Below are 22,474 nucleotides of genomic sequence, written 5' to 3' on the forward strand. Positions count from 1 at the left end.
ATGTCCGAAGTCGCCAACGAAGCGTCGCGTCGCCGCACCTTCGCCATCATCTCCCACCCTGACGCCGGCAAGACCACGCTGACCGAAAAGCTGCTGCTGTTCGGAGGCGCGATCCAGATGGCCGGTTCGGTCAAGGGCCGCAAGGCCGCCCGCCACGCCACCTCCGACTGGATGGCACTGGAAAAGGAGCGCGGCATCTCCGTGACCTCCTCGGTGATGCAGTTCCCGTACGAAGGCAAGATCGTCAACCTGCTCGACACCCCCGGCCACGCCGACTTCGGCGAGGACACCTACCGCGTGCTGACCGCGGTGGACTCGGCGCTGATGGTGATCGACGTGGCCAAGGGCGTGGAAGAGCGCACCATCAAGCTGATGGAAGTGTGCCGCCTGCGCGACACCCCGATCATGACCTTCATCAACAAGCTCGACCGCGAGGGCAAGGACCCGATCGAGCTGCTGGATGAAGTGGAAACCGTGCTCGGCATCCAGTGCGCCCCGGTGACCTGGCCGATCGGCATGGGCCAGCGCCTGAAGGGCGTGGTGCACCTGCTGACCGGCGAAGTGCACCTGTACGAACCCGGCCGCAACTTCACCCGCCAGGACTCGACCATCTTCCCGTCCATCGATGCCCCCGGCCTGGCCGAGAAGATCGGTGCGCAGATGCTGGCCGACCTGCGCGACGAACTGGAACTGGTGCAGGGCGCCAGCCACCCCTTCGACCTGGACGCCTACCGCGCCGGCAAGCAGACCCCGGTGTTCTTCGGTTCGGGCGTGAACAACTTCGGCGTGCAGCCGCTGCTGGACTTCTTCGTCGAGCACGCCCCGCCGCCGCAGGCGCGCACCACTACCGGCCGGATCATCGCACCGGAAGAAAACAAGCTGACCGGCTTCGTGTTCAAGATCCAGGCCAACATGGACCCGCAGCACCGTGACCGCGTGGCGTTCATGCGCGTCTGCTCCGGCCGTTTCAGCGCCGGCATGAAGACCTTCCACGTGCGTACGGGCAAGGAGATGAAGCTGGCCAACGCGCTCACCTTCATGGCCAGCGACCGCGAGATCGCCGCTGAAGCCTGGCCGGGCGATGTGATCGGCATCCACAACCACGGCACCATCTCCATCGGCGATACGTTCACCGAGGGCGAAGCGGTCACCTTCACCGGCATTCCCAACTTCGCCCCGGAACTGTTCCGCCGTGCCCGCCTGCGCGATCCGCTCAAGCTCAAGCAGCTGCAGAAGGGCCTGGCCCAGCTGTCCGAAGAAGGGGCCACCCAGTTCTTCCGCCCGCTCACCAGCAACGACCTGATCCTGGGTGCGGTCGGCGTGCTGCAGTTCGACGTGGCCGCCTATCGCCTGAAGGACGAGTACGGCGTGGAAGCCACGTTCGAGCAGGTCAGCGTGACCACCGCGCGTTGGGTCCACTGCAGCAACGAGAAGAAGCTGGAAGAGTTCCGCGAGAAGAACGCGCTGAACCTGGCCCTGGACGCGGCCGGCCACCTGGTCTACCTGGCTCCGACCCGGGTCAACCTGCAGCTGGCGCAGGAACGTTCTCCGGATGTGCGCTTCTCGGCCACCCGCGAAGCGGCGCATACGGTGTCGGCCGGCTGAACCGCAAGGAGGCCCGCGGCGGTTCATCCACGCATGGCGTGGATCTACTGATCGCGGGCGCATCTGCGCAACGCGGGGATTCACCGACCATACGGTGATGGGCGTGCATGCGCCGCCCATCGCGGCGATGATAGAGGGGTGCGGGTCCCCCTCCCCGCGAACGATGCCCACGCCATGTCCACGACTTCCGTTGCTTCGATCCGCGAAGAAATCGCCAGCGCCCTGACCCACGGCCTGGGCGCCGTGCTCGCCCTCGGCGCGGGCGCGGTACTGATCACCCTGGCCGCCATCTACAGTGACGGCTGGCAGCTGGCCGGCGCCATCGTGTTCGGCATCGCGCTGCTGCTGCTGTATACGGCTTCCACCCTCTATCACGCCATCCAGCACCCGGTCGCCAAGGGTCGCCTGAAGGTGTTCGACCACTGCGCGATCTACGTCCTGATCGCCGGCACCTACACCCCGTTCACCCTGATCGGCCTGCGCGGCCCGTGGGGCTGGGGGCTGTTCGCGGCGATCTGGACCCTGGCCCTGGCCGGCGTGGTGTTCAAGCTGTTCTACACCGGCCGCTTCAAGCGCCTGTCCACCGCCATCTACGTGGCCATGGGCTGGCTGGTGATCGTGGCGGTCAAGCCGATGCTGGCCTCGATCGACGGCTGGACGCTGGGCTGGCTGCTGGCCGGTGGCCTGTCATACACCCTGGGCACCTACTTCTACCACCGCGAATCGATCCCCTATTCGCATGCGATCTGGCACCTGTTCGTGATCGGCGGCAGCGTCTGCCACTTCGTCGCGGTCACCATGCAGGTGTTGTAAGACAGGGCCCGCGCGCGGGTTGTGCACACCGCGCACATGGGTGCTTCGCGCCCTGTCCACGATGAGGGGGCAACCATGGCAGCGTGAATGCTGCCGCCTCCCCCGCCACATCGCGCACCTCCCGCTGGCGCCTCCGCCGACCCGGCCCGCGCGGCCGGCGCTGGCTGACGGTCCTGATCTTCCTGCTGGCGGCGGTCCTGCTGCTGATCGCACTGTGGGACTGGAACTGGTTCAAGGGGCCGGTCGAACGCGCCGTGCAGGCGCGCACCGGCCGGGCACTGCACATCGGCCAGCTGAATGTGGATCTCGGCCGCACCAGCACGATCCGCGCCGACGCGATCACCTTCGCCAATGCCAGCTGGGCGAAGCAACCGGACATGGCCAGCGCCGACCGCGTCGAGATCGACGTGCGGGTGTGGCCGCTGCTGCGTGGCAGCGTGCAGCTACCCGAAGTGCGCCTGACCCGGCCGGACGTCCTGCTGGAAACGGCCGCGCGCAAGGGCGAGCCGGGCAACTGGGATTTCCTCGGTGACAGCGCTGGCGGGCCAGGCCTCCAGCTCAAGCGCCTGCGCATCGACGACGGCCGCCTGCAGTTCCTCGATGCACTCGGCCGCACCGACATCCGCCTGGATGTGCGCAGCGGCCAGCCGAAACAGGCCGATGCCGCACCGCCGCTGCTGGTGCAGGGCAAGGGCCGCTGGCAGGGCAACCCGTTCACCCTGCGCGGCGGCACTGAATCACCGCTGCAGCTGACCGACAGCGACCACCCGTTCCGCATCCACCTCGATGGCCGCGCCGGGGCAACCCACGCGGTGGCCAACGGCACACTTACCAATCCGTTCCAGCTGCGCGTGTTCGACCTGCAGTTCGCACTGAGTGGTCAGGATCTGGCCGACCTGTACCCGCTGCTCGGCATCGCCATTCCGTCCTCGCCGCCGTACGCGTTGAATGGCCGCCTCAAGCGCGACCACGACACCTGGCGCTACAAGCAGTTCACCGGCAAGGTCGGCGACAGCGATCTTGGTGGCAACCTGCAGTTCGACGTCGGCGGCGCACGCCCGCGGCTGACCGCCACGCTGGAATCCAGGCGACTGGACTTCGACGATATGGCCGGCTTCGTCGGTGCACCACCGAAGACCGGCAGCGGCGAGACCGCGAACGCCGAGCAGAAGGCCGAGGCCGCGCGCATCGCCGCGCGTGCCCGGGTACTGCCCGACACCCCGTACAACCTCGGCAAGCTGCGCGCGATGGATGCCGATGTGCGCTGGAAGGCCCACCGCATCAACGCGCCGTCGTTGCCGCTGGACGACATGGATGCGCACCTGCTGCTGGATGACGGCGTACTGCGGTTGGACCCGCTGAACTTCGGCGTGGCCGGCGGCGATATCCGCAGTACGATCCGCATGGACGCGCGGCAGGCGCAGATCAGCACTGCACTGAAAGCCAGCGTGCGCGGTGTGCAGCTGGGCCAGCTGTTCCCGGATGCAAAACTGGCCGAGCAGGCCAAGGGCGGCATCGGCGGCGAAGTCGACCTGAGCGGCCGTGGCAACTCGATCGCCGCGATGCTGGGCAGCAGCAGCGGCAAGGTCGGCCTGGCGATGGGTCGCGGCCATGTCGGCAACCTGGTGATGGAACTGGCCGGGCTGGATGTCACCGAGTCGTTGAAGTTCCTGGTGACCGGTGACAAGCAGATTCCCCTGCGCTGCGCCTTCGCCGACTTCGGCGTGCGCGACGGCCTGATGACCAGCCAGGCGCTGGCGGTGGATACCACCGACACGATCATCATTGGCGAAGGCACGGTCAGCCTGCGCGATGAGACCCTCGACCTGCTGCTGAAGCCGCGTCCGAAGGACAAGAGCATCCTGGTGCTGCGCTCTCCACTGCACATCAGTGGCACGTTCAAGGACCCCTCGTTCCGGCCGGACTTCAAGGCGCTTGGCATTCGTGGCGCGGTGGCCCTGGCGCTGGGCAGCATCGCCCCGCCGGCGGCGCTGCTGGCGACCATCGAACTGGGGCCGGGCAAGGATGCCAATTGTGGCGGGCAGTATGCGAAGTAGAGCGTTTGTTCGCGGCGCCTCGTTTTTCCGCGCGTAGAGCCGGAGCAAGGCGACAGGCAGGACACGCCGTAAATACCTCCCTGTAGGCTCGGTCGGCGCATCCATGCGCCTCACGGTCCTACCTGCCGCCTTGCTCCGGCTCCGCACAGTTTCCTGCGCGCGCGGAACGAGAGCGAAGTTCAAAGTCAAAAGAATGAGCAGAATCAAAAGCCAATGCCAACCAAGGTTGGCATCTACCAGGAGCGGGAGATCGGCACTGAAACGCACCGCGCTCGCGGGAACGTGCCCAGAGGCGGAGGGTGCGGCTGGGCAGGACCGTTGGCGCCATGGATGGCGCCATCGAGCCCCCATGGATGGGTTTACGGCGTGTCCTGACCAGCCGCACCCCCCGCCTCCCAACGTATCAGGAAAGCGCTGCTTTGGCTTTGGCTCTGGCTTCAAAAAGCGGGCCGGCGGGCCGCAGGCCCGCCAGCGAACAACTCATCCCGCCACGATGTACTGCTGCAGCTGATCCAGCTCCCTGCGCTGTGCATCGATCACCGACTTCACCAGATCACCGATGGAAATCACCCCCAGCACCTGCGCGCCTTCCACCACCGGCAGATGGCGGATGCGGTAATCGGTCACCAGCTGCAGGCAGTGCTCCACCTGCTCGCCCGGCGACACTGTCACCACCTGGGCCGTCATGATCTCGGCCACCGCCGTATCCCGCGACGAACGATCGCGCAGCACGATCTTGCGCGCGTAATCGCGCTCGGACAGGATGCCGACCAGTCGCGGCCCATCCATCACCAGCACCGCGCCGATACCCTTCTCCGCCATCAACCGGATCGCATCGATCACCGCCGCATCCGGCGCGACCGCATGTACTTCAGGAGACTTGCCGTCCAACAGTTGCCGTACCGTGGTCATCCGCCTGCCCTCCAAGGGTGGGTTGCAGGGCCGAGTCTGCCACGGCCGATGCTAGCCACGCGTCAACCAGGTACAGCGGCCGCTGCTTGGATTCTTCATACAGCCGGCCCAGGTACTCGCCGATCAGGCCCAGCGCGATCAGCTGCACCCCGCCCAGGAACAGGATCACCGCCATCATCGTCGGCCAACCCGCCACCCGGTCGCCATACAGCGCCGCCTTGACGATCACCCACAAGCCGAACACGAAGGCCACCGCCGCCGTTGCCAGCCCCAGATAGGTGGCGGCCCGCAGCGGCACGGTAGAGAAACCGGTGATGCCCTCCAGGGCGAAGTTCCACAGCCGCCACAGGCTGAACTTGCTGGTACCAGCCACGCGCGCGTGGCGGTGATAGGGCACCGCCACCCGCTTGAACCCGACCCAGCTGAAGAGGCCCTTCATGAACCGATGACGCTCGCGCATCTCGCGCAGTGCGCTCAGCGCGCGCGGCGACAACAGGCGGAAATCCCCGGTGTCGGCAGGGATCGGCGTGCGCGACAGGCGCCCCATCACCCGGTAGAACATCGCCGCCGTGGCGCGCTTGACCCAGGCCTCGCCATCGCGGGCCATGCGCGTGCCATAGACGTTGTCGTGCCCCTCGCGCCAGCGCGCGACGAACTGCGGCACCAACTCCGGTGGGTCCTGGCCGTCCGCATCGAGGATCATCGCCGCCCCCTCGCGCACCAGGTCCAGGCCGGCCGTCAGCGCGGCCTCCTTGCCGAAGTTGCGCGAGAGCTTCAGCGCCGAGACCCGCGCATCGGCCTGGGCCAGGCCGGCGATCACCGGCCAGGTGTCGTCGTGGCTGCCGTCGTCCACATACAGGATGTGGCCTTCGATGTCGGGCATGCCATCCAGCACCGCGCACAACCGCGGATGCAGCAACGGCAGTGCCAGGGCCTCGTTGTAGGCGGCGATGACAAAGGTAAGCCGTTCGCGGGTCATGCCCGGATTGTACGTTGCCGGCACGCATGCGGGCCGCCACCTGCATACCCGGCAGGCCGCGCCCTCACTCCTCCGACAGGTACGCCGCCCCCCCCAGCTGCCGCGCCTGGCGCTGGATCCATGCCGCACGCCGCTGGACATACGGCCCCGGCGCCGCCGCGTTGTAGCGCCGTGGTGCCGGCAGCACCGCCGCCAGCCGCGCGCTTTCGGCCGGGCTCAGCCGAGCCGCGTCCTTGCCCCAGAATTTCTGCGCCGCGGCCTGTGCGCCATACACACCATCCCCGAACTCGGCGATGTTGGCGTACATCTCCAGGATGCGCTCCTTCGGCCACAGTGCTTCGATCAGCACCGTGTACCAGACCTCAAGGCCCTTGCGGACCCAGCTGCGGCCCTGCCACAGGAACAGGTTCTTGGCCACCTGCTGGCTGATCGTGCTGGCACCGCGCAGGCGGCCCCCCTTTGCGTTGTGGTCGCGCGCCTTTTCGATGGCCTGCAGGTCGAATCCATTGTGGTCGGGAAAGCGTTGATCTTCGGCCGCCACCAGCGAGATCGGCAGGCTGGGCGCCATCTGGTCCAGGTCGCGCCACTGGTAATGCAGCCGGTAGGACCAGTCCGCCTCACCCAGCGCCTCACCGTAGCGCCACAGCATCACCATGGACCCGGGCGGGTCGATGAACCGCAATACCAGTACCTGCAGGCAGCTGAAGGCGGCCAGCAGCACCGGCAGCCACAGCAGCCGTTTCCAGCGCCAGCGCCTGCGGCGAGGGACGTCCGCCCCGGCCTCGACCTTGTGCTGCTCTCCCGCTGCCCCCATTACTGGTGCATCCTTCTTCTGTTCTGTCTGGTTGTCGGCGCATTATCCGGCAACCGCCTCCGTTTACGCGCGATGTGAGCTGATGACCGCCAACTCCGATTCCCTGATCCGCTTCCTGCTGCCCGACGCCGGCGTCCGCGGCGTGCATGTGCACCTGCAGGCCACCTGGCAGGAAATCCTGTCCCACGCCCAGTACCCGGATACCGCTGCCGAGCTGCTCGGCGAGGCCTGCGTGGCCTCGGCGCTGTTCACCGGCCATACCAAGATCGATGGCCGCCTGTCGATCCAGCTGCGCAGCAGCACCGCCCTGCGCACGCTGTTCGCCGAATGCACTGCCGCCGGTACCCTGCGCGGCATCGCCCAGCTCAGCGACGGTGCCGACGCGCCGCGCGACCTGTCCAGCCTGGGCGATGACGCCCTGCTCGCGATCACCATCGAGAACCCGGGCCTGGACCCGCGCGAACCGCAGCGCTACCAGAGCCTGGTCGGCCTGACCGCACCGGAACTGGACGAAGCCTTCGAGGACTACTTCCGCCAGTCCGAGCAGCTGCCGACCCGCCTGCTGCTGGCCGCCGACCGCAACGGTGCCGCCGGGCTGCTGCTGCAGAAGCTGCCGGGCGACGAGGGCGACGAGGACGGCTGGGCCCGCGCCAGCGCCCTGTTCGAGACCCTGGGCAAGGCCGAACTGCTGGCCACCCCGGCCGCGCAGTTGCTGCACCGCCTGTTCCACGAGGAGAAGCCCGAGCTGATGGGCAGCAAGCCGCTGTCCTTCGCCTGCTCCTGCTCGCGTGAACGGGTCGCATCGATGCTGCAGTCGCTGGGCGAGGAGGAGGCCCGTGCCGCCGCCGAAGCCACCAACGCAGTCGAGGTGCGCTGCGAATTCTGCGGGCGTGAGTATCACTTTCCTTTGACGGAGTTCGGCATACTGTTCCACGGTGCCGAGGGGACTGTGCCGGCGCCTGAACGGCTTCAGTAATCGGCTGGTCTTGCATCTGGGGGGATCAAGGCTTGTTAAGAATTCATAAACGCCCTACGATCAAGTTCCCGTTTCCGCGGGAACTTCCGTTGTTCATCCCTGTCTGAACTGGTCCGATGCGTACCTTCCTGCGTCTACCGCTGGCCCTGCTGATCGCCCTTGGCGCGATTGCGGGCGCGCATGCGCAGAGCAAGGACACCCGTACCGTGCTGCCGGTGTGGAACAAGGGCAGCGGCAAGGTCGAGGCCCTGCTGTATCTGGAACCCACCGGCGAACAGGCAGCCGGCGCCCGCTGGCACTTCGGCCGCAACTCGCTGGATGCCGCCTTCGGTCTGTCCTCCGGCGATTCGCTGGGCCTGCTCTGCAACAGCAGCAGCGGAACCAGCATCAGCGGCCTGGCCAGTCACTGCATGCTGGCCAGCCTCGGCGACGATGACGACCTCAACAGCCGCCGCTTCACCGGCACCGCCGCACTGAACCGTGGCAACAGCCGCCTGGGCATCACCGCCGGTACCGGCCGTGAAACCCTGCCGGCCTGGCTGTCAGGCCCGAACAAGACCCCTTCGCTGCGCGCCGAGCAGAACGACCTGACCGTGTTCGCGCAGAAGAACATCGGCCGCGAGGGCTTCGTCTCCATCGCCGGCACCTATGCCAAGGCCCGCCTGGTACCGCTGGCTGATGCCTCACCGGCCATCGTCGATCGCTGGGACAGCAAGAGCCTGAGCATCGGCGCCGGCTACGGCAACTTCACCGGCAGCATCATCGGGCGTGTCGTCGACGTGCCGGGCAAACCTGGCAAATGGGAAGGCCTGGGAATCGGGCTGACCTGGCGTACTCCCTGGTCCGGCCAGCTCACCGTTGGCGCCGAGAACGTGATCAGCCGCGGCAAGAATCCGTTCTCGCCGCGCAATGAAAGCAACGATGACGGCACCGTGCCGTACGTCCGCTACGAGCAGGATCTCTGACCAGACAGCACCGGCGGGGCTCACAATCCGGGCGTTGAATGAGAACGGGTGCCGCTGGGCGCCCGTTCTTTTTTTGCGCCGCAGCAATCCTGAATGGCCGATGGACGGAAAGAATTCTTTCGCCTGCACACTGCAACAACCGAAATATTTTCTTTCACATGAAACTAACGCCAGGCTGGCAAGCTGGCTGGAACGGCCTCAAGTCATTGAATTCAATGACGTCAATGACCTGCCCCCATCGCATTCAGCCCTGCCACGCCCTGTATTAACACACCTTTAATTTTTGGGAACGCACCAGTACTATCGGCTCAGCCTCGCGTTTTTTGGAGCGCCTTTTCGCTCCGTACGCAGGCAATCACCCAGCCAAGATTTCTTGGAGAGAGAGAGCCAATGAACTTCAAGTCCAACAAGCTGCGCGACGCCGTCCTGGTCGCGCTCGTTGCCGGTGTGGCGTCCACTGCCACCGCCCAGGCTCAGGAAGCGACCAACCTGGACCGCATCTCGGTCACCGGTTCGCGCATCAAGAGCACCGACATCGAAACCTCGCAGCCGGTGCTCAGCCTGACCCGCGCCGACATCGAAAAGCAGGGCGTGACCTCGGTCGCCGACATCCTGCAGCGCGTCGCCGCCAACGGTGCCGCCCTGAACCGTACGTTCAACAACGGCGGTGACGGCTCGGCCGGCGTCAGCCTGCGTAACCTCGGCGCCGAGCGCACCCTGGTGCTGGTCAACGGCCGCCGCTGGACCACCGGTCTGGATGGCAGCGTCGACCTGAACACCATCCCGACCGCGATGATCGAGCGCATCGACGTCCTGAAGGACGGCGCCTCGACCATCTACGGTTCGGATGCCATCGCCGGCGTGGTGAACATCATCACCAAGCAGAACTTCGATGGTGCTGAAGCCAACGTCTACAAGGGCCAGTACAGCGCCGGCGACGGCGAGCGCACCGCGGCCGACTTCACCCTCGGCACCACCACCGATCGCGCTTCGCTTGTGCTGGGCGTGTCCTACGTTGACGAGAAGGCCGTGATGGCCGGTGATCGCAAGATCTCCGCCGGTGGCCCGCCGTTCTTCAGCGGCCAGAGCGGCACCGGTATTCCGGGCTCCTATGTCCGCAATGATCAGCGCTACGTCATCATCAATGGTGTGGAAACGCCGTTCGTCTCCAACCAGCACGGTTACAACACTGCGCCCGACAACTACCTGCTGACCCCGAACGAGCGCACCTCGCTGTTCGCCGTCGGTTCGTACAACATCACCGACAACATCACCTTCCGTACCGAGGCGATGTACAACGAGCGCAAGTCCGAGCAGCTGCTGGCTGCGATGCCGGTGACCGGCATGACGCTGTCCGCTGACAGCATGTACAACCCGTATGGTGTCGACCTGACCGGCGTCAACCGCCGTTTCAATGAAACCGGCGGCCGTTCGTTCAACCAGAACGTCAAGAACTGGCACTTCTACGGTGGTTTCGAAGGCTTCTTCGAGTTCGCCGGTCGCAACTTCGACTGGGATGTCGGCTACCGCTACGACAAGACCGACCAGAACGATCTGACCTACGGCCTGTTCAATGTACAGCGCCTGGAAGAAGCGTACGGCCCGTCGGCCATCCGCGATGGCAGCCCGGTCTGCTTGAACTCGGCAGGTGCCGTCATTGCCGGTTGCGTGCCGATCAATCCGCTCGGTGGCCTGGGCTCGATCTCGCAGGGCGCTCTGGACTACACCTCGTTCACCGCGCACGACTCGGCGAGCCTGGTGTCGAAGAGCTACTACGCCAACATCTCCGGTGAGATCGTGCAGCTGCCGGCCGGTGCGCTGAGCTTCGCTGCCGGCTACGAAGGCCGTAAGGAAAGCGGCCAGTTCGATCCGGACGCCTTCATCGCCTCGGGCCTGAGCACCGGCAACGGTGCAGCACCGACCAAGGGTGCCTACGACCTGGACGAGTTCTACGTGGAACTGTCGATCCCGGTGCTGGCAGACCTGCCGGGCGCCAAGCTGCTGGACTTCAGCATCGCCTCGCGCTTCTCGGACTACAGCAACTTCGGCAACACCACCAACAACAAGTTCGGCTTCCGCTGGAAGCCGATCGATGACCTGATGGTGCGTGGTAACTACTCCGAAGGCTTCCGCGCACCGAGCATCAACAATCTGTACCGCGGTGACACCGACTCGTTCGAGACCTACGCCGACCCGTGCGCCCGGGCCAACAACCCGACCGGCGCCGTGCTTGCCCAGTGTATTGCACAGGGCGTTCCGGCCAACTTCGTCCAGCCGAACACCGATGGCGAGCCTGGCCCGCTGCAGACGGTCGAGCCGTTCACCTGGAAGTCGAACCCGAACCTGAAGCCGGAAACCTCGACCAGCAAGACGCTGGGCCTGGTGTGGAGCCCGAGCTTCGTCACCGGTCTGAACGTCACCCTGGACTGGTGGCAGATCAAGATCGAAGACGCCATCACCCGTCCGGCGATCGGCGACATCATGGATCGTTGCTACGGTGGTACCGCACAGCAGCAGGCAGCCTACTGCGGCCTGATCACGCGTGATCCGAACTACGGCACCGCCAACGAGCGCTACACCATCACCAACGTCGACATGCCGCTGATGAACCTGGCGTCGTACAAGGTGGAAGGCTGGGACCTGGGCGTCCTGTACCGCCTGCCGGAAACCTCGTTCGGCCAGTTCACCGTCAGCCTGGACGGCACCTACCTGTCGAAGTGGGAAACCAAGTCGACCGAGGATGCCCCGGTTGAAGGTCGCCAGGGTCGCTACCTCGACCAGGATCCGTACTGGCGCGTCCGTTCCAACCTGTACGTCGACTGGTCCTACGGTGATTTCGGCGTCAACTATGGCCTGCGTTACAAGTCGGGCATGACCGAGGTCTGCTCGCTGGGCGGCGCACTGCGCAGCTACTGCTCGGATCCCGACAACCGCGAAAACCACATCGGCGCCACCACCTACCACGACGTCCAGTTCCGCTACAACACGCCGTGGAAGGGCACCATCATGGTCGGCCTGAACAACGTGTGGGACAAGAGCCCGCCGGTGTCCTACTCGGTCCGCGCCAACATGTTCGACCCGCAGTACGACCTGCCGGGCCGCTACATGTACATGCAGTACAAGCAGAAGTTCTGATCGCTCCACTGATCGGCTGATGCAGCAACGGCCCCGCAAGGGGCCGTTGTTCTTTGTGGCGCCGGCCATACGTGGATGGCACGCAAGAAAAAAGCCGCGGCAGTGCCGCGGCTTTCTCGTGACCAGCTACGGCGATCTTCAACCGTTCGGAATCAGCGTCTCGATGAGGTGCTCGACATAGGCCTCGAAATCCTCGCGGGCCTGCTTGGGCTGCTGCAGCTGCAGCGACAGCTGCAGGAAGCCGACATACGCGGCATAGGCCAGGCGCGCGCGATGCCGCGCATCGGTGGAGCTGAGCCCGGCCTGGCGGAACGAGGCAATCAGGTAGTCCAGGCGACGCTGCGACACGCGGTCGATCACCGGGCGTACCATCGGATGATCCAGCGCTTTCAGCAGTTCGCTGTAGATGATGTGCGGCTGCACTTCGTGCGCCACCATCTGGAACAGCTGGCGCAGGCGTACGCGCGGATCGGGCACATCCTCGAGGCTGCCGAACACCTGTTCCTGTTCGAACAGTTCCCAGCGTTCCAGCGCCGCCTGCAGCAGGGCATCGCGGGAAGGGAAATGCCAATAGAAACTGCCTTTGGTCACACCCAGGCGCCGTGCCAACGGTTCCACCGCGACGGCACCCACACCTTGTTCAGCAATCAGGTCGAGGGCCGCCTGGGCCCAGTCTTCGGCACTCAGGCGGCTGTTGCGGCCGGCGCGCGGTTCGCCGGCGGAAGCGTCAGGTTGATTCATGGGCTGATTTAACCATACGCCGGGGTTCGTTGCAGTACGCCGTTGCGGTCGAAACCGTTACGCCCCCCGCCGGACCACCTGCCGCAGTGCACCATACCCTGCAGTATTGACTTCGCCCTCAAGCAATCCATACTATCCGGTATGGTTACGTCCCCTACTCCCGCTGCGTTCCATGACCTGCGCCTGGACGCTGCCCATGGCGCGCGTTTGGCGGCGACCGCCAGTGACCACGGCCGCCGCGGCCGGGTGCTGTTCGCGCATGGCTTTGGCCAGACCCGCCACGCCTGGAATGCCACTGCGCGCGCACTGAACGCGGCCGGCCTGCAGACTCTGGCCTACGATGCCCGCGGCCATGGTGATTCGGACTGGAATGCCGCCGACCTGCCGTATCACGGCGAACAGTTCGCCGATGACCTGATCGTCCTGGCCGGCGAGCAACCGCGCCCGCCCGTGCTGGTTGCCGCGTCGATGGGCGGCCTGTTCGGGCTGCTGGCCGAATCGCGCTGGCCCGGCCTGTTCTCGGCGATGGTGCTGGTCGACATCACCCCGCGCTGGGACACCGCCGGTGTCGAACGCATCCTTGCGTTCATGACGGCCCACCCGGACGGTTTCGCGTCGCTGGCCCAGGCCGCCGATGTGATCTCGGCCTACATGCCGCACCGCCCGCGCAAATCCGAGCAGTCGCTGCGTGCGCTGCTGCGCGAGGACGGCAACGGCCGCTGGCGCTGGCATTGGGATCCGCGCCTGGTGGCCGAGCTGGCCCGCGACAGCGAGCAGCACCAGGATGCGCTGGCCGAAGCCGCACGCCAGGTGAAATGCCCCCTGCTGCTGGTCAGCGGCGGCCGCAGCGACCTGGTCACGCCGCAGACCGTGGCCGAATTCCTGGCGTTGGCGCCGCACGCGCGCCATGTGCAGCTGCCGCAGGCCACGCATATGGTCGCTGGCGATGACAACGACGCCTTTACCGCTACTGTGTTGGACTATCTGGACGTGTTGCCCGCAGCGGATGCTGCAGCTTCGTCCGCCACAAACGAGCACGTCACCGGAGCACGCTCATGAGCATCGTTCTTCCCTTCCTCGCCCTGCTGCTGGCAGGCGCGTTCGTCGCCTACCACCGCATGCGGCTGGTTACCTGGACGCTGATCAGCGTGGCCCTGCTGGTCGCCTGCTGGTTCATTCCCTACGTCAACCAGACCGCCACGATCGTCGCGGCCGCGGTGCTGGCGGTGATCGCCGTGCCGCTGCTGCTGCCGTTCATCCGCAAGCCGCTGCTGACCGCCCCGATGATGAAGGTGTTCCGCAAGGTGCTGCCGCCGCTGTCGCAGACCGAGCGTATCGCGCTGGAAACCGGCTCGGTCGGTTTCGAAGGCGAGCTGTTCACCGGTGATCCGGACTGGAACATCCTGCTGAACTACCCCAAGCCGCAGCTGACTGCTGAAGAGCAGGCCTTCCTCGATGGCCCGGTCGAAGAGCTGTGCACCATGGTCAACGACTGGGAAATCACCCATGTCCATGCCGACCTGCCGCCGGAACTGTGGGCCTTTATCAAGAAGAACAAGTTCTTCGGCATGATCATTCCGAAGGAATACGGCGGCCTGGGCTTCTCCGCGCTGGCCCACCACAAGGTAATCCAGAAGCTGGCCTCGGTGTCCTCGGTGGTCAGTTCCACCGTCGGCGTGCCGAATTCGCTGGGCCCGGGTGAACTGCTGGTGCATTACGGCACCCAGGAACAGAAGGACCAGTACCTGCCGCGCCTGGCCGATGGCCGCGAGGTGCCGTGCTTCGGCCTGACCGGTCCATTCGCCGGCTCCGACGCCACCTCGATTCCCGACTACGGCATCGTCTGCAAGGGCGAGTGGAACGGCGAGCAGGTGCTCGGCGTGCGCCTGACCTTCGACAAGCGCTACATCACCCTGGCCCCGGTCGCGAGCCTGATCGGCATGGCCTTCCGCATGTACGACCCGGATGGCCTGATCGGCGATACCCGCGACATCGGCATCACCCTGGGCCTGCTGCCGCGCGACACCGCCGGCGTGGAAATCGGCCGTCGCCACTTCCCGCTCAACTCGACCTTCCAGAACGGACCGATCAAGGGCAAGGATGTGTTCATCCCGCTGACCCAGCTGATCGGTGGCGCCGCGATGGCCGGCAAGGGCTGGAACATGCTCAACGAGTGCCTGGCCGTGGGCCGCTCGATCACCCTGCCCTCCACCGCCAGCGGCGGTGCCAAGGCCGGTGCCGCCGTCACCGGCGCCTATGCGCGCATCCGCAAGCAGTTCGGCCTGTCGGTCGGCCGCTTCGAGGGCGTTGAGGAAGCGCTGGCCCGCATCGGCGGCAAGGCGTACAAGATCAGCGCGCTGTCGCAGGCTACCGCTGCGGCGGTCGATCGTGGCGACGTGCCGTCGGTGCCGTCGGCGATCGCCAAGTACCACTGCACCACCATGAGCCGCGAAGTGATCTCGGACATGATGGATGTGATCGGCGGCAAGGGCATCATCCTGGGGCCGCGCAACTTCGCCGGCCGCAGCTGGCAGGCCGCACCGATCGCGATCACCGTGGAAGGCGCCAACATCATGACCCGCAGCCTGCTGATCTTCGGCCAGGGTGCGATCCTCTGCCACCCGTGGGTGCTGAAGGAAATGAAGGCGGCGCAGGATCCGGACACCCGCGCCGGCCTGCAGGAGTTCGACCGCAGCCTGTTCGGCCACATCCGCTTCGGCATCTCCAATGCCGTGCGTTCGTTCTGGTTCGGCCTGACCGGCGCGCGCTTCGGTGCTGCTCCGGGCGATGACTACACCCGCCGCTACTTCCGCAAGCTGGACCGTTACTCGGCCAACCTGGCGCTGATGGCCGACATCTCGATGATGACCCTCGGCGGCAAGCTGAAGTTCAAGGAATCGCTGTCCGGACGCCTGGGCGATGTGCTGAGCCATGTCTACATGACCAGCGCCATGCTCAAGCGCTACCACGACGAAGGCGCACCGCAGGCCGACCAGCCGCTGCTGGCCTGGGCCTTCCATGACAGCGTGCACAAGATCGAGGAATCGCTGTCGGCCGCCCTGCGCAACTTCCCGATCCGTCCGATCGGCTGGCTGATGTGGGCGCTGATCTTCCCGCTGGGCCGTCGTGCCGAGGCTCCGGGCGACCGCCTGAGCCGCCGCGTCGCTGCGCTGCTGATGGCGCCGAACGAAGCCCGCGACCGCCTGGCCGATGGCGTGTTCCTGACCCCATGCGAGAACAACCCGGGTGGCCGCATCAACAGCTACCTGAGCAAGGCGATCATGGCCGAGCCGGTGGAGCGCAAGTTCCTGAAGGCGCTGAAGAGCAAGGGCATCGAGGCGCTGGACTTCAAGGCGCAGCTGGACGAAGCCGTGGCCGAAGGCGTGATCACCCAGGACGAGCGCAGCCTGCTGGAAGAGCTGCGCACGCTGACCCTGGACACCATCACCGTGGACGACTTCGACACCCACGAACTGCGCGCGGCCAGCTACTACGACCGCCAGCACAAGGACCCGCATTCCCAGGCGGCCTGACCGCCCGCGACACGCGTTGCCTTCGACGGCGGGCCTCGGCCCGCCGTCGCTTTATCCGCCGACCGGAATACCCACCATGTCCACGCCCCTGCTCTCGCTTTACCACCGCCTGCAGCGCTGGCCCGCCGGCAGCTGGCTGTTCTCGCGCGCGGTGTGCTTCAAGGCGCCCTACTTCGCCAGCATCGCGCCCACCATCACCGCACTGGAGCCAGGCCGCTGCGAAGGCGTGATCCGCCAGCACCGCCGCATCAACAACCACATTGGCACGGTACATGCGATCGCGATGTGCAACCTGGCCGAGCTGGTCGGCGGGGTGATGGTGGACGCCAGCCTGCCGGCAGACATGCGCTGGATCCCCAAGGGCATGGACGTGAAATACCAGGCCAAGGCCTTGGGCACGTTGAAGGCCGTGGCGACGCCAATGTTGTCCATCGTCAGTGCTGCGGACGGCTACGACCTGCCCGTGAAGGTCAGCGTGACCGATGCGGCAGGGACCGAGGTGTTCCATGCGACCATCTCAATGTGGGTATCGCCGCGCCCTCCGCGCACAGGCTGATCAACCATGACGACCACTGAACTGCTTGTGCGCCTGGCAGGCATTCACAGCCTGGGGTTTGCCGCCTTCCATCTGGCGTTCTGGCGGCTGTTCGGCTGGAAACACGAGCTCGCCAAGCTCGGCACGCTCAACCGCGCGATCATGCAGATCCTCAATCTGCGCGTGATCTATGTGTTCCTGGGAATGGGGCTGATCGCGCTGATCTTTGCCCCGGACCTGGTCGACACTCGTCTGGGGTTGGTCCTGCTGGGTTTCATGGCGGGGTTCTGGGTGGGCCGCACACTTGAGCAATTCATCTTCCTGCGTATCAACGACTGGCGCGTACACCTGCTGACGGGCCTGTTCGTGCTGGGTGCGGCGCTGCATGCCGTGCCAATGTGGCTGGGCTTCATGCGCGCCATCAGCCGCTGAGCGGCGGCGCCTGCCAGCACGCGCCCACGTCAGAGCGCTCGCGACACCAGCGCCAGAATGGCCGGTACGGCCTGGATCATGAAAATGCGCCGGCTCACGCTGTACGCGCCATAGCACCCGGCCACCACCACGCAGGCCAGCGAGAACGTCACCAGCACCGGCTGATCGATCACCAGCCCCACCCCGATGCCCGCCGCCAGGAAGCCGTTGTACAGGCCCTGGTTGGCCGCCAGCACGCGCGTGGTCTCTGCCTTCTCCGGCGTGTTGCGGAAGGTCTTCAGGCCCAGCGGGCGCGTCCACAGGAACATTTCCAGCACCAGGAAATAGACGTGCAGCAGGGCGACCAGCAGGGTCAGGGCGAGTGCGATCCAGTACATGGGCGGTTCCTTGGATAGATGGATGGGGTGATGGGGTCAGAGCCCTCTCCGTGGGAGAGGGAGCCGACCCCGCGCGGCTCAGCGGTCGCGCGGCAGCTTCTTTTCTTCGCGCAGCACACCGAATGCCGCGGCGGTCATGCACGCGGCAACCACCACGCCGCCGATGAACACCACGTGTGAACCAAACAGCGACAAGCCCTTGTGCACCCACGCAAAGCTCAGGTCCGCGCCGCGGTACACCACGGTATCGATGGCCGCACCGGCCTTGTAGCGCCACTGCCGGTCCACGCGGGTATAGATGGTTTCGCGTGCCGGCTTGGCCAATGCGAACTCGCTGGCGCGGGTCATCACCTGCACCACTGCGACCATCAACGGCATGGGTGAAGCGGCAAGCACCGAAAAGCCGATCAGGATCGCAAAGCCAGGGATCAACAGGGCCGGCGCGATACCGTGGCGCGACAGCAGCCAGCGGGTCAGGCCGAGCTGCATCAGCAGCGCCAGTGCGTTCACCGCCAGGTCGATACGCGAGAAGAAGGCCGTGGCAGCGCCTGCATCGTTGAACGCCGCACGCACGATGCTGGCCTGCTGGTTGTACAGCAGGGTGCCCACGCCCACACCGAACACCACCATGATCGCCAGCCAGCGCAGCAACGGCTCACGCACGATCAGTTTCAGACCGTCCAGCACGCTGCCACCCATCGGCTGCTCGCCGGATACCAGCTGCTGCTCCTGCTCACGCAGCACCGCCCAGTGCCTCAGCCGCCAGATGCTCAACAGGCAGATGGCGAGGAATCCGGCCGAGACCAGCATCAGGTTGGCGATGCCCACACGCTGCACCAGTGCACCGGTGATGATCGGCCCGAGAAAGGCACCGATGGTGCCTGCCGCGCCGATGTAACCGTAGAAGGCACGTGCCTGCGCGTTGGAAAACACATCGGCCATGAAGCTCCAGAACACCGCCACCGCGAACAGGTTGAAGACGGTGATCCAGAAAAAGAACGCCATGCCTCGGCCCGGCACACCGCTGTCGAACAGTACGTAGAAACCCAGCAAGGTGACGATGAAGAACCCATACACCGCCGGCAGGAATACCCGCCGCGGAAAGCGACTGACCAGCCAGCCATACACCGGCTGCAGCACCAGCATGATCACGAACACGCAGGAGAACAGGAACTGCAGGACGAAATCCTTCAGCGCGATGCCATGGCTGGCGAACCAGGCGATCAGCATCGGCGGGAACACCGTTTCCAGGTCGGCCGAGGCGGCCATGGCCTCACGCACCGGGCGCAGCACGTAGTAGCCGCTGAGCAGGCAGAAGAAGTACAGGAACGACCACCACAGCGCCGGCGACTCACGCAGTGCCGCCGTCAGCCCACGCAACGGCCCCTTGCCCTTCACCGCGCTCACGCGGTGTCCCTCGCCAGAAGACGGCGGTTGGACAGCGGCATGGCAGGCTCCGGGGGCGGTGAAGCGCGTACGTTAGCCAATGCACTGCAACATCGCCAGCAGCAGCCACGCAGAAGGCCGCAACGCAGTGTCACGGCCCCGCCCGGACGACACGTTCCGATACATGCTTTCGGGGCGTCAAAATTCCAACTTTTTCAACGAGATGCGCATTCATCTTCGCTTTGTTTGTGCACAAGGGAAAAGCGGCGCTAGAATCGCCATCAGCAGTCGCGCACGGGTCCAACCGATGAAAAAGAACAGCCTGCGTCGTCCGATCCGTTCGGCGGCCACCGGTTTGCTGGGCATGTTGATGCCCGTTGCCTTGTCCACTACCGCGCAGACCCCGCCGGCATTGCCACCGATGCCGGCCAACATCGAATCGGCCGCCGCCACCGCCGTCGCCCACACCCAGCCGGCGGCCTACCGCACCGGCCTGGTGCCACAGGTGCAGGCGCCGGCCGCAGGCTTCAATGTCGCCAACATCGAGTCGATGGCACAGCAGCTTACCTATGGCGAGCGCGTGCCGGGCATGGCGGTGGCGATCGTGCAGGGTGGCCGCATCCTCAGCGCGCGCGGCTATGGCGTCACCGACGTCAACAATCCGCTGCCGGTCGATGCGCACACCGTGTTCCGCCTGGCCTCGCTGTCCAAGGCATTCGCCGGCACCATGGCCGGCCTGCTGGTCAACGACGGCACCCTGCGTTGGGACAGCAAGGTCACCGACTACGTGCCAGGCTTCCGCCTGAATTCACCGGAGGCCACCGACCGCCTGACCGTCGCCGACGTGCTCAGCCATCGCGTCGGCCTGCCGTACAACGCCTACGACCGCGACATCGAAGGCAACGCCGAGTACTACGCGCTGACCCAGAAGCTGGCCAATACCAGCCTCAAGTGCCTGCCGGGCGACTGCTACGCGTACCAGAACGTGGCCTTCAGCCTGATCGGCGACGTGGTCTATGCCGCCTCGGGCAGCTTCTACGAGCAGTCGGTCGAGCGCCGCATCTTCAAGCCGCTGGGCATGAACGATGCCAGCCTCGGCCTGGCCGGCATCCAGGCCAGCTCGCGCTGGGCGCGTCCGCACGTGCGCAGCCGCAACGGCTGGGTGTCGCTGACGCCGAAGCCGACCTACTACCGCGTCGCCCCGGCCGCCGGCGTCAACGCCAGCGCCAGTGACATGGCGCAGTGGCTGCTGGCCCACACCGGCCATCGCCCGGACGTGCTGCCGGCACCGCTGCTGGCCACGCTGCACTCCAGCCTGATCAACACCCCCGGCGAGATGCGTTCGGGCTGGCGCCGCGAGCGCCTGCATTCGGCCGGCTACGCACTGGGCTGGCGCACCTTCGACTACGCCGGCCACGATGTGGTGTTCCATGCCGGTGCCGTGCAGGGCTATCGCGGCCTGGTTGCGCTGGTACCGGAACGCGATCTCGGCATCGCCATCATGTGGAACGGCGAAAGCGGCCTGCCCAGCGGCCTGCTGCCGACGGTGCTCGATTCCGCGCTCGGCCTGCCAGCGCAGCGCTGGCTGGACGTGGACACCGACTTCGGCAGCGACAACCTGATGGCCGAGGGCGCGAGCCCGGCGCAGCAGGACAAGCGCAAGGGCAAGGGTGCTTCGAGCAACCGTGCGGTGGCGTCGCCGCGCTGATCTGGCGAGCTGTGCCTTAAGTATGAGGGGCGGCCTGCGGGCCGCCCTTTTTGTTCGTCTGCAGCGAGCCGTGCTCGCCTGCCGGTGATCGGTGGAGTCGAGCACGCTCGACCCTGCAAGTGCGGTGACGCAGTCGACTGACAGCCGACTCTACCGTTGCCCACGCCGGCGAACACCCATAAAAAAACCCCCTCCCTGCTGGGCAACAGGGAAGGGGGTTTCAGGGTACGGCTATCGGGAAATACTTAGATCAGCGGCGCCGGGGTTGCCGGCAGAGCGACCGGAGCGGCCTTCTTCTTGCGGGCGGCCGGCTTGCGCTTGGCAACCTTCTTCGCTGCCTTCTTCGGGGCAGCCTTCTTGGTCGCCTTCTTCGCGGTCTTCTTGACTGCCTTCTTGGCGGTCTTCTTCACCGCCTTCTTTGCAGTCTTCTCTACTGCCTTCTTGGCCGGCTTGCGGGCAGTGGCCTTCTTGGCAGTCTTCTTGGTGGCCTTCTTGGCTACCTTCTTGACGGCCTTCTTCGCGGTCTTCTTGACGGCCTTCTTGGCAGTGGACTTCTTGGCTACCTTCTTCGCCGCCTTCTTCACTGCCTTCTTCGCAGTGGTCTTCTTGGCGACCTTCTTTGCAGCCTTCTTCACTGCCTTCTTGGCGGTCGCCTTCTTCGCGACCTTCTTCACTGCCTTCTTGGCGGCGGCCTTCTTCGCGACCTTCTTCACCGCTTTCTTGGCGGCGGGCTTCTTCTTCGCAGCTTTCTTGGTTGCCATGGGATGGCTCCTCGTCAGTGATAGGGAGTTGAAACGCCCAGGTGGATCAAACCCGCGGGTGCTGCGTGCGGGGACCGCCGGCGCGTCAGGCGCGCCGTTACGGATGCGGCAATGCCCGCCTCGATCGGCGGAGCGGGCATCGGAACGGGAGGTGCCTTGCATTTCTCCGGGGGAAGCGGGGCCATGTCCACCGTCATCAGGATCGCGGTGGTCTTGAAGGGGCTGCTTCGCATCGGACGATTGATTCTGCGCACTCGGTTGGGCAGGCAAGGTCTGCTGAGGCGAAACCTAATCACGGTTTTTTTTACTGTCAACAACCCCCGCGAAAAATTTTCACATCCGCGCCATTCCCGGTGGCACCTGCACGGCCGTTGCGCTCCGCCCGCAACGACCCGCAAAGCACGATGCACGCACGCCAGCGACAACACCAGCAACGCATGCGTTGCACAAAAACCACTTGAAATAGGCACTCCGCGCAGACGCATGCATGAGATCCGCAATGACGGGCGCGCATCGCAAACGGCGGTCGTCGGCAGCGCCAACGCCAGCACAACGGCACCGCAACGGGGGGCGAAAAGTTTTCACATCCGGACGCGCCGACGCAGGGTGGAAACGCGGATTTGCGCAAAACTGCGCACGCCCGTCGGCACCGCCCACAGGGCCGCTGATGCCGCGTCGAGGGTACGCAGCGAACCCTGCGTCATGAGTCCGATGCGTTCGCCAAAACAAAAACGGCCACCCGAAG

18 protein-coding genes are annotated in these 22,474 nt (G+C 65.7%); 11 read left to right on the forward strand and 7 right to left on the reverse strand.

The features are described from left to right. The 3 genes from O0J73_RS05625 to O0J73_RS05635 all read left to right on the forward strand — a co-directional run bounded on the left by O0J73_RS05625 (window position 1) and on the right by O0J73_RS05635 (window position 4,475). A complete protein-coding gene (locus O0J73_RS05625; RefSeq protein ID WP_006464054.1) occupies window positions 1–1,605 on the forward strand; it encodes a peptide chain release factor 3 in 1,605 nt (534 codons plus the stop codon). Window positions 1,606–1,779: 174 nt separating this feature from the next. After that, the gene (locus O0J73_RS05630) at window positions 1,780–2,418 is read left to right on the forward strand and encodes a hemolysin III family protein (RefSeq protein WP_005418403.1); all 639 of its coding nucleotides are present in this window, start codon (window positions 1,780–1,782) and stop codon (window positions 2,416–2,418) included. An 83-nt stretch (window positions 2,419–2,501) separates the two neighbouring features. Then, complete coding sequence (locus O0J73_RS05635; protein WP_308308195.1) at window positions 2,502–4,475, forward strand: AsmA family protein; 1,974 nt, start codon at window positions 2,502–2,504, stop codon at window positions 4,473–4,475. A 480-nt stretch (window positions 4,476–4,955) separates the two neighbouring features. Here the strand turns inward: O0J73_RS05635 and O0J73_RS05640 are convergent, their stop codons facing one another. From O0J73_RS05640 to mtgA, 3 genes are all read right to left on the reverse strand, one after another. Continuing rightward, window positions 4,956–5,387 (reverse strand): CBS domain-containing protein, encoded by a 432-nt coding sequence (locus O0J73_RS05640; protein ID WP_012511858.1) that lies wholly within the window; start codon window positions 5,385–5,387, stop codon window positions 4,956–4,958. Next, complete coding sequence (locus O0J73_RS05645; protein WP_049455965.1) at window positions 5,347–6,366, reverse strand: glycosyltransferase family 2 protein; 1,020 nt, start codon at window positions 6,364–6,366, stop codon at window positions 5,347–5,349. Before O0J73_RS05645 ends, O0J73_RS05640 begins: the two co-directional genes overlap by 41 nt. A 64-nt stretch (window positions 6,367–6,430) precedes the next feature. After that, entirely contained in the window at window positions 6,431–7,180 is a 750-nt protein-coding gene (mtgA, locus tag O0J73_RS05650; protein ID WP_006464101.1) for a monofunctional biosynthetic peptidoglycan transglycosylase, read from the reverse strand. 82 nt (window positions 7,181–7,262) lie between these two features. On the opposite strand from mtgA, the gene O0J73_RS05655 reads away from it, so the two are divergent. From O0J73_RS05655 to O0J73_RS05665, 3 genes are all read left to right on the forward strand, one after another. Beyond that, window positions 7,263–8,156, forward strand: coding sequence for an Hsp33 family molecular chaperone HslO (locus O0J73_RS05655; RefSeq protein ID WP_308308196.1), 894 nt, complete (start codon window positions 7,263–7,265; stop codon window positions 8,154–8,156). Window positions 8,157–8,272: 116 nt separating this feature from the next. After that, a complete protein-coding gene (locus tag O0J73_RS05660; protein WP_006464105.1) occupies window positions 8,273–9,121 on the forward strand; it encodes a hypothetical protein in 849 nt (282 codons plus the stop codon). Window positions 9,122–9,511: 390 nt separating this feature from the next. Further along, window positions 9,512–12,256 (forward strand): TonB-dependent receptor, encoded by a 2,745-nt coding sequence (locus tag O0J73_RS05665; RefSeq protein ID WP_308308197.1) that lies wholly within the window; start codon window positions 9,512–9,514, stop codon window positions 12,254–12,256. A gap of 138 nt (window positions 12,257–12,394) precedes the next feature. Here the strand turns inward: O0J73_RS05665 and O0J73_RS05670 are convergent, their stop codons facing one another. Beyond that, window positions 12,395–12,997, reverse strand: coding sequence for a TetR/AcrR family transcriptional regulator (locus O0J73_RS05670; RefSeq protein ID WP_006464233.1), 603 nt, complete (start codon window positions 12,995–12,997; stop codon window positions 12,395–12,397). A gap of 141 nt (window positions 12,998–13,138) precedes the next feature. On the opposite strand from O0J73_RS05670, the gene O0J73_RS05675 reads away from it, so the two are divergent. The 4 genes from O0J73_RS05675 (at window position 13,139) to O0J73_RS05690 (ending at window position 17,497) form a co-directional block, all read left to right on the forward strand. Next, window positions 13,139–14,056 (forward strand): alpha/beta hydrolase, encoded by a 918-nt coding sequence (locus O0J73_RS05675; protein WP_197564363.1) that lies wholly within the window; start codon window positions 13,139–13,141, stop codon window positions 14,054–14,056. Continuing rightward, window positions 14,053–16,530: an acyl-CoA dehydrogenase gene (locus O0J73_RS05680; protein WP_006464326.1), complete on the forward strand. Its 2,478-nt coding sequence runs from the start codon at window positions 14,053–14,055 to the stop codon at window positions 16,528–16,530. Before O0J73_RS05675 ends, O0J73_RS05680 begins: the two co-directional genes overlap by 4 nt. A 76-nt stretch (window positions 16,531–16,606) precedes the next feature. Continuing rightward, window positions 16,607–17,086: a hotdog fold domain-containing protein gene (locus O0J73_RS05685; RefSeq protein ID WP_308308198.1), complete on the forward strand. Its 480-nt coding sequence runs from the start codon at window positions 16,607–16,609 to the stop codon at window positions 17,084–17,086. A 6-nt stretch (window positions 17,087–17,092) separates the two neighbouring features. Then, window positions 17,093–17,497, forward strand: a complete 405-nt coding sequence (locus tag O0J73_RS05690; protein WP_308308199.1) for a hypothetical protein — start codon at window positions 17,093–17,095, stop codon at window positions 17,495–17,497. Window positions 17,498–17,526: 29 nt separating this feature from the next. On the opposite strand, the gene O0J73_RS05695 is transcribed toward O0J73_RS05690, so the two are convergent. Together O0J73_RS05695 and O0J73_RS05700 are read right to left on the reverse strand one after the other, a co-directional pair. Further along, window positions 17,527–17,874: a DUF1304 domain-containing protein gene (locus tag O0J73_RS05695; RefSeq protein WP_164241737.1), complete on the reverse strand. Its 348-nt coding sequence runs from the start codon at window positions 17,872–17,874 to the stop codon at window positions 17,527–17,529. A gap of 78 nt (window positions 17,875–17,952) precedes the next feature. Continuing rightward, window positions 17,953–19,281 carry an MFS transporter gene (locus tag O0J73_RS05700; RefSeq protein WP_006464416.1) on the reverse strand — a complete coding sequence of 443 codons (1,329 nt, stop codon included), beginning with the start codon at window positions 19,279–19,281 and terminating at the stop codon, window positions 17,953–17,955. A gap of 286 nt (window positions 19,282–19,567) precedes the next feature. On the opposite strand from O0J73_RS05700, the gene O0J73_RS05705 reads away from it, so the two are divergent. After that, on the forward strand, window positions 19,568–20,968 hold the full coding sequence (locus tag O0J73_RS05705) for a serine hydrolase domain-containing protein (RefSeq protein WP_006464418.1): 1,401 nt from the start codon (window positions 19,568–19,570) through the stop codon (window positions 20,966–20,968). A gap of 245 nt (window positions 20,969–21,213) precedes the next feature. On the opposite strand, the gene O0J73_RS05710 is transcribed toward O0J73_RS05705, so the two are convergent. Next, entirely contained in the window at window positions 21,214–21,729 is a 516-nt protein-coding gene (locus O0J73_RS05710; protein WP_308308200.1) for a hypothetical protein, read from the reverse strand. Window positions 21,730–22,474: the final 745 nt, after the last annotated feature.

It is taken from the genome of Stenotrophomonas sp. Sm6012 (assembly GCF_030985895.1).
In the GTDB taxonomy this organism is placed as follows: Bacteria; Pseudomonadota; Gammaproteobacteria; order Xanthomonadales; family Xanthomonadaceae; genus Stenotrophomonas; species Stenotrophomonas forensis.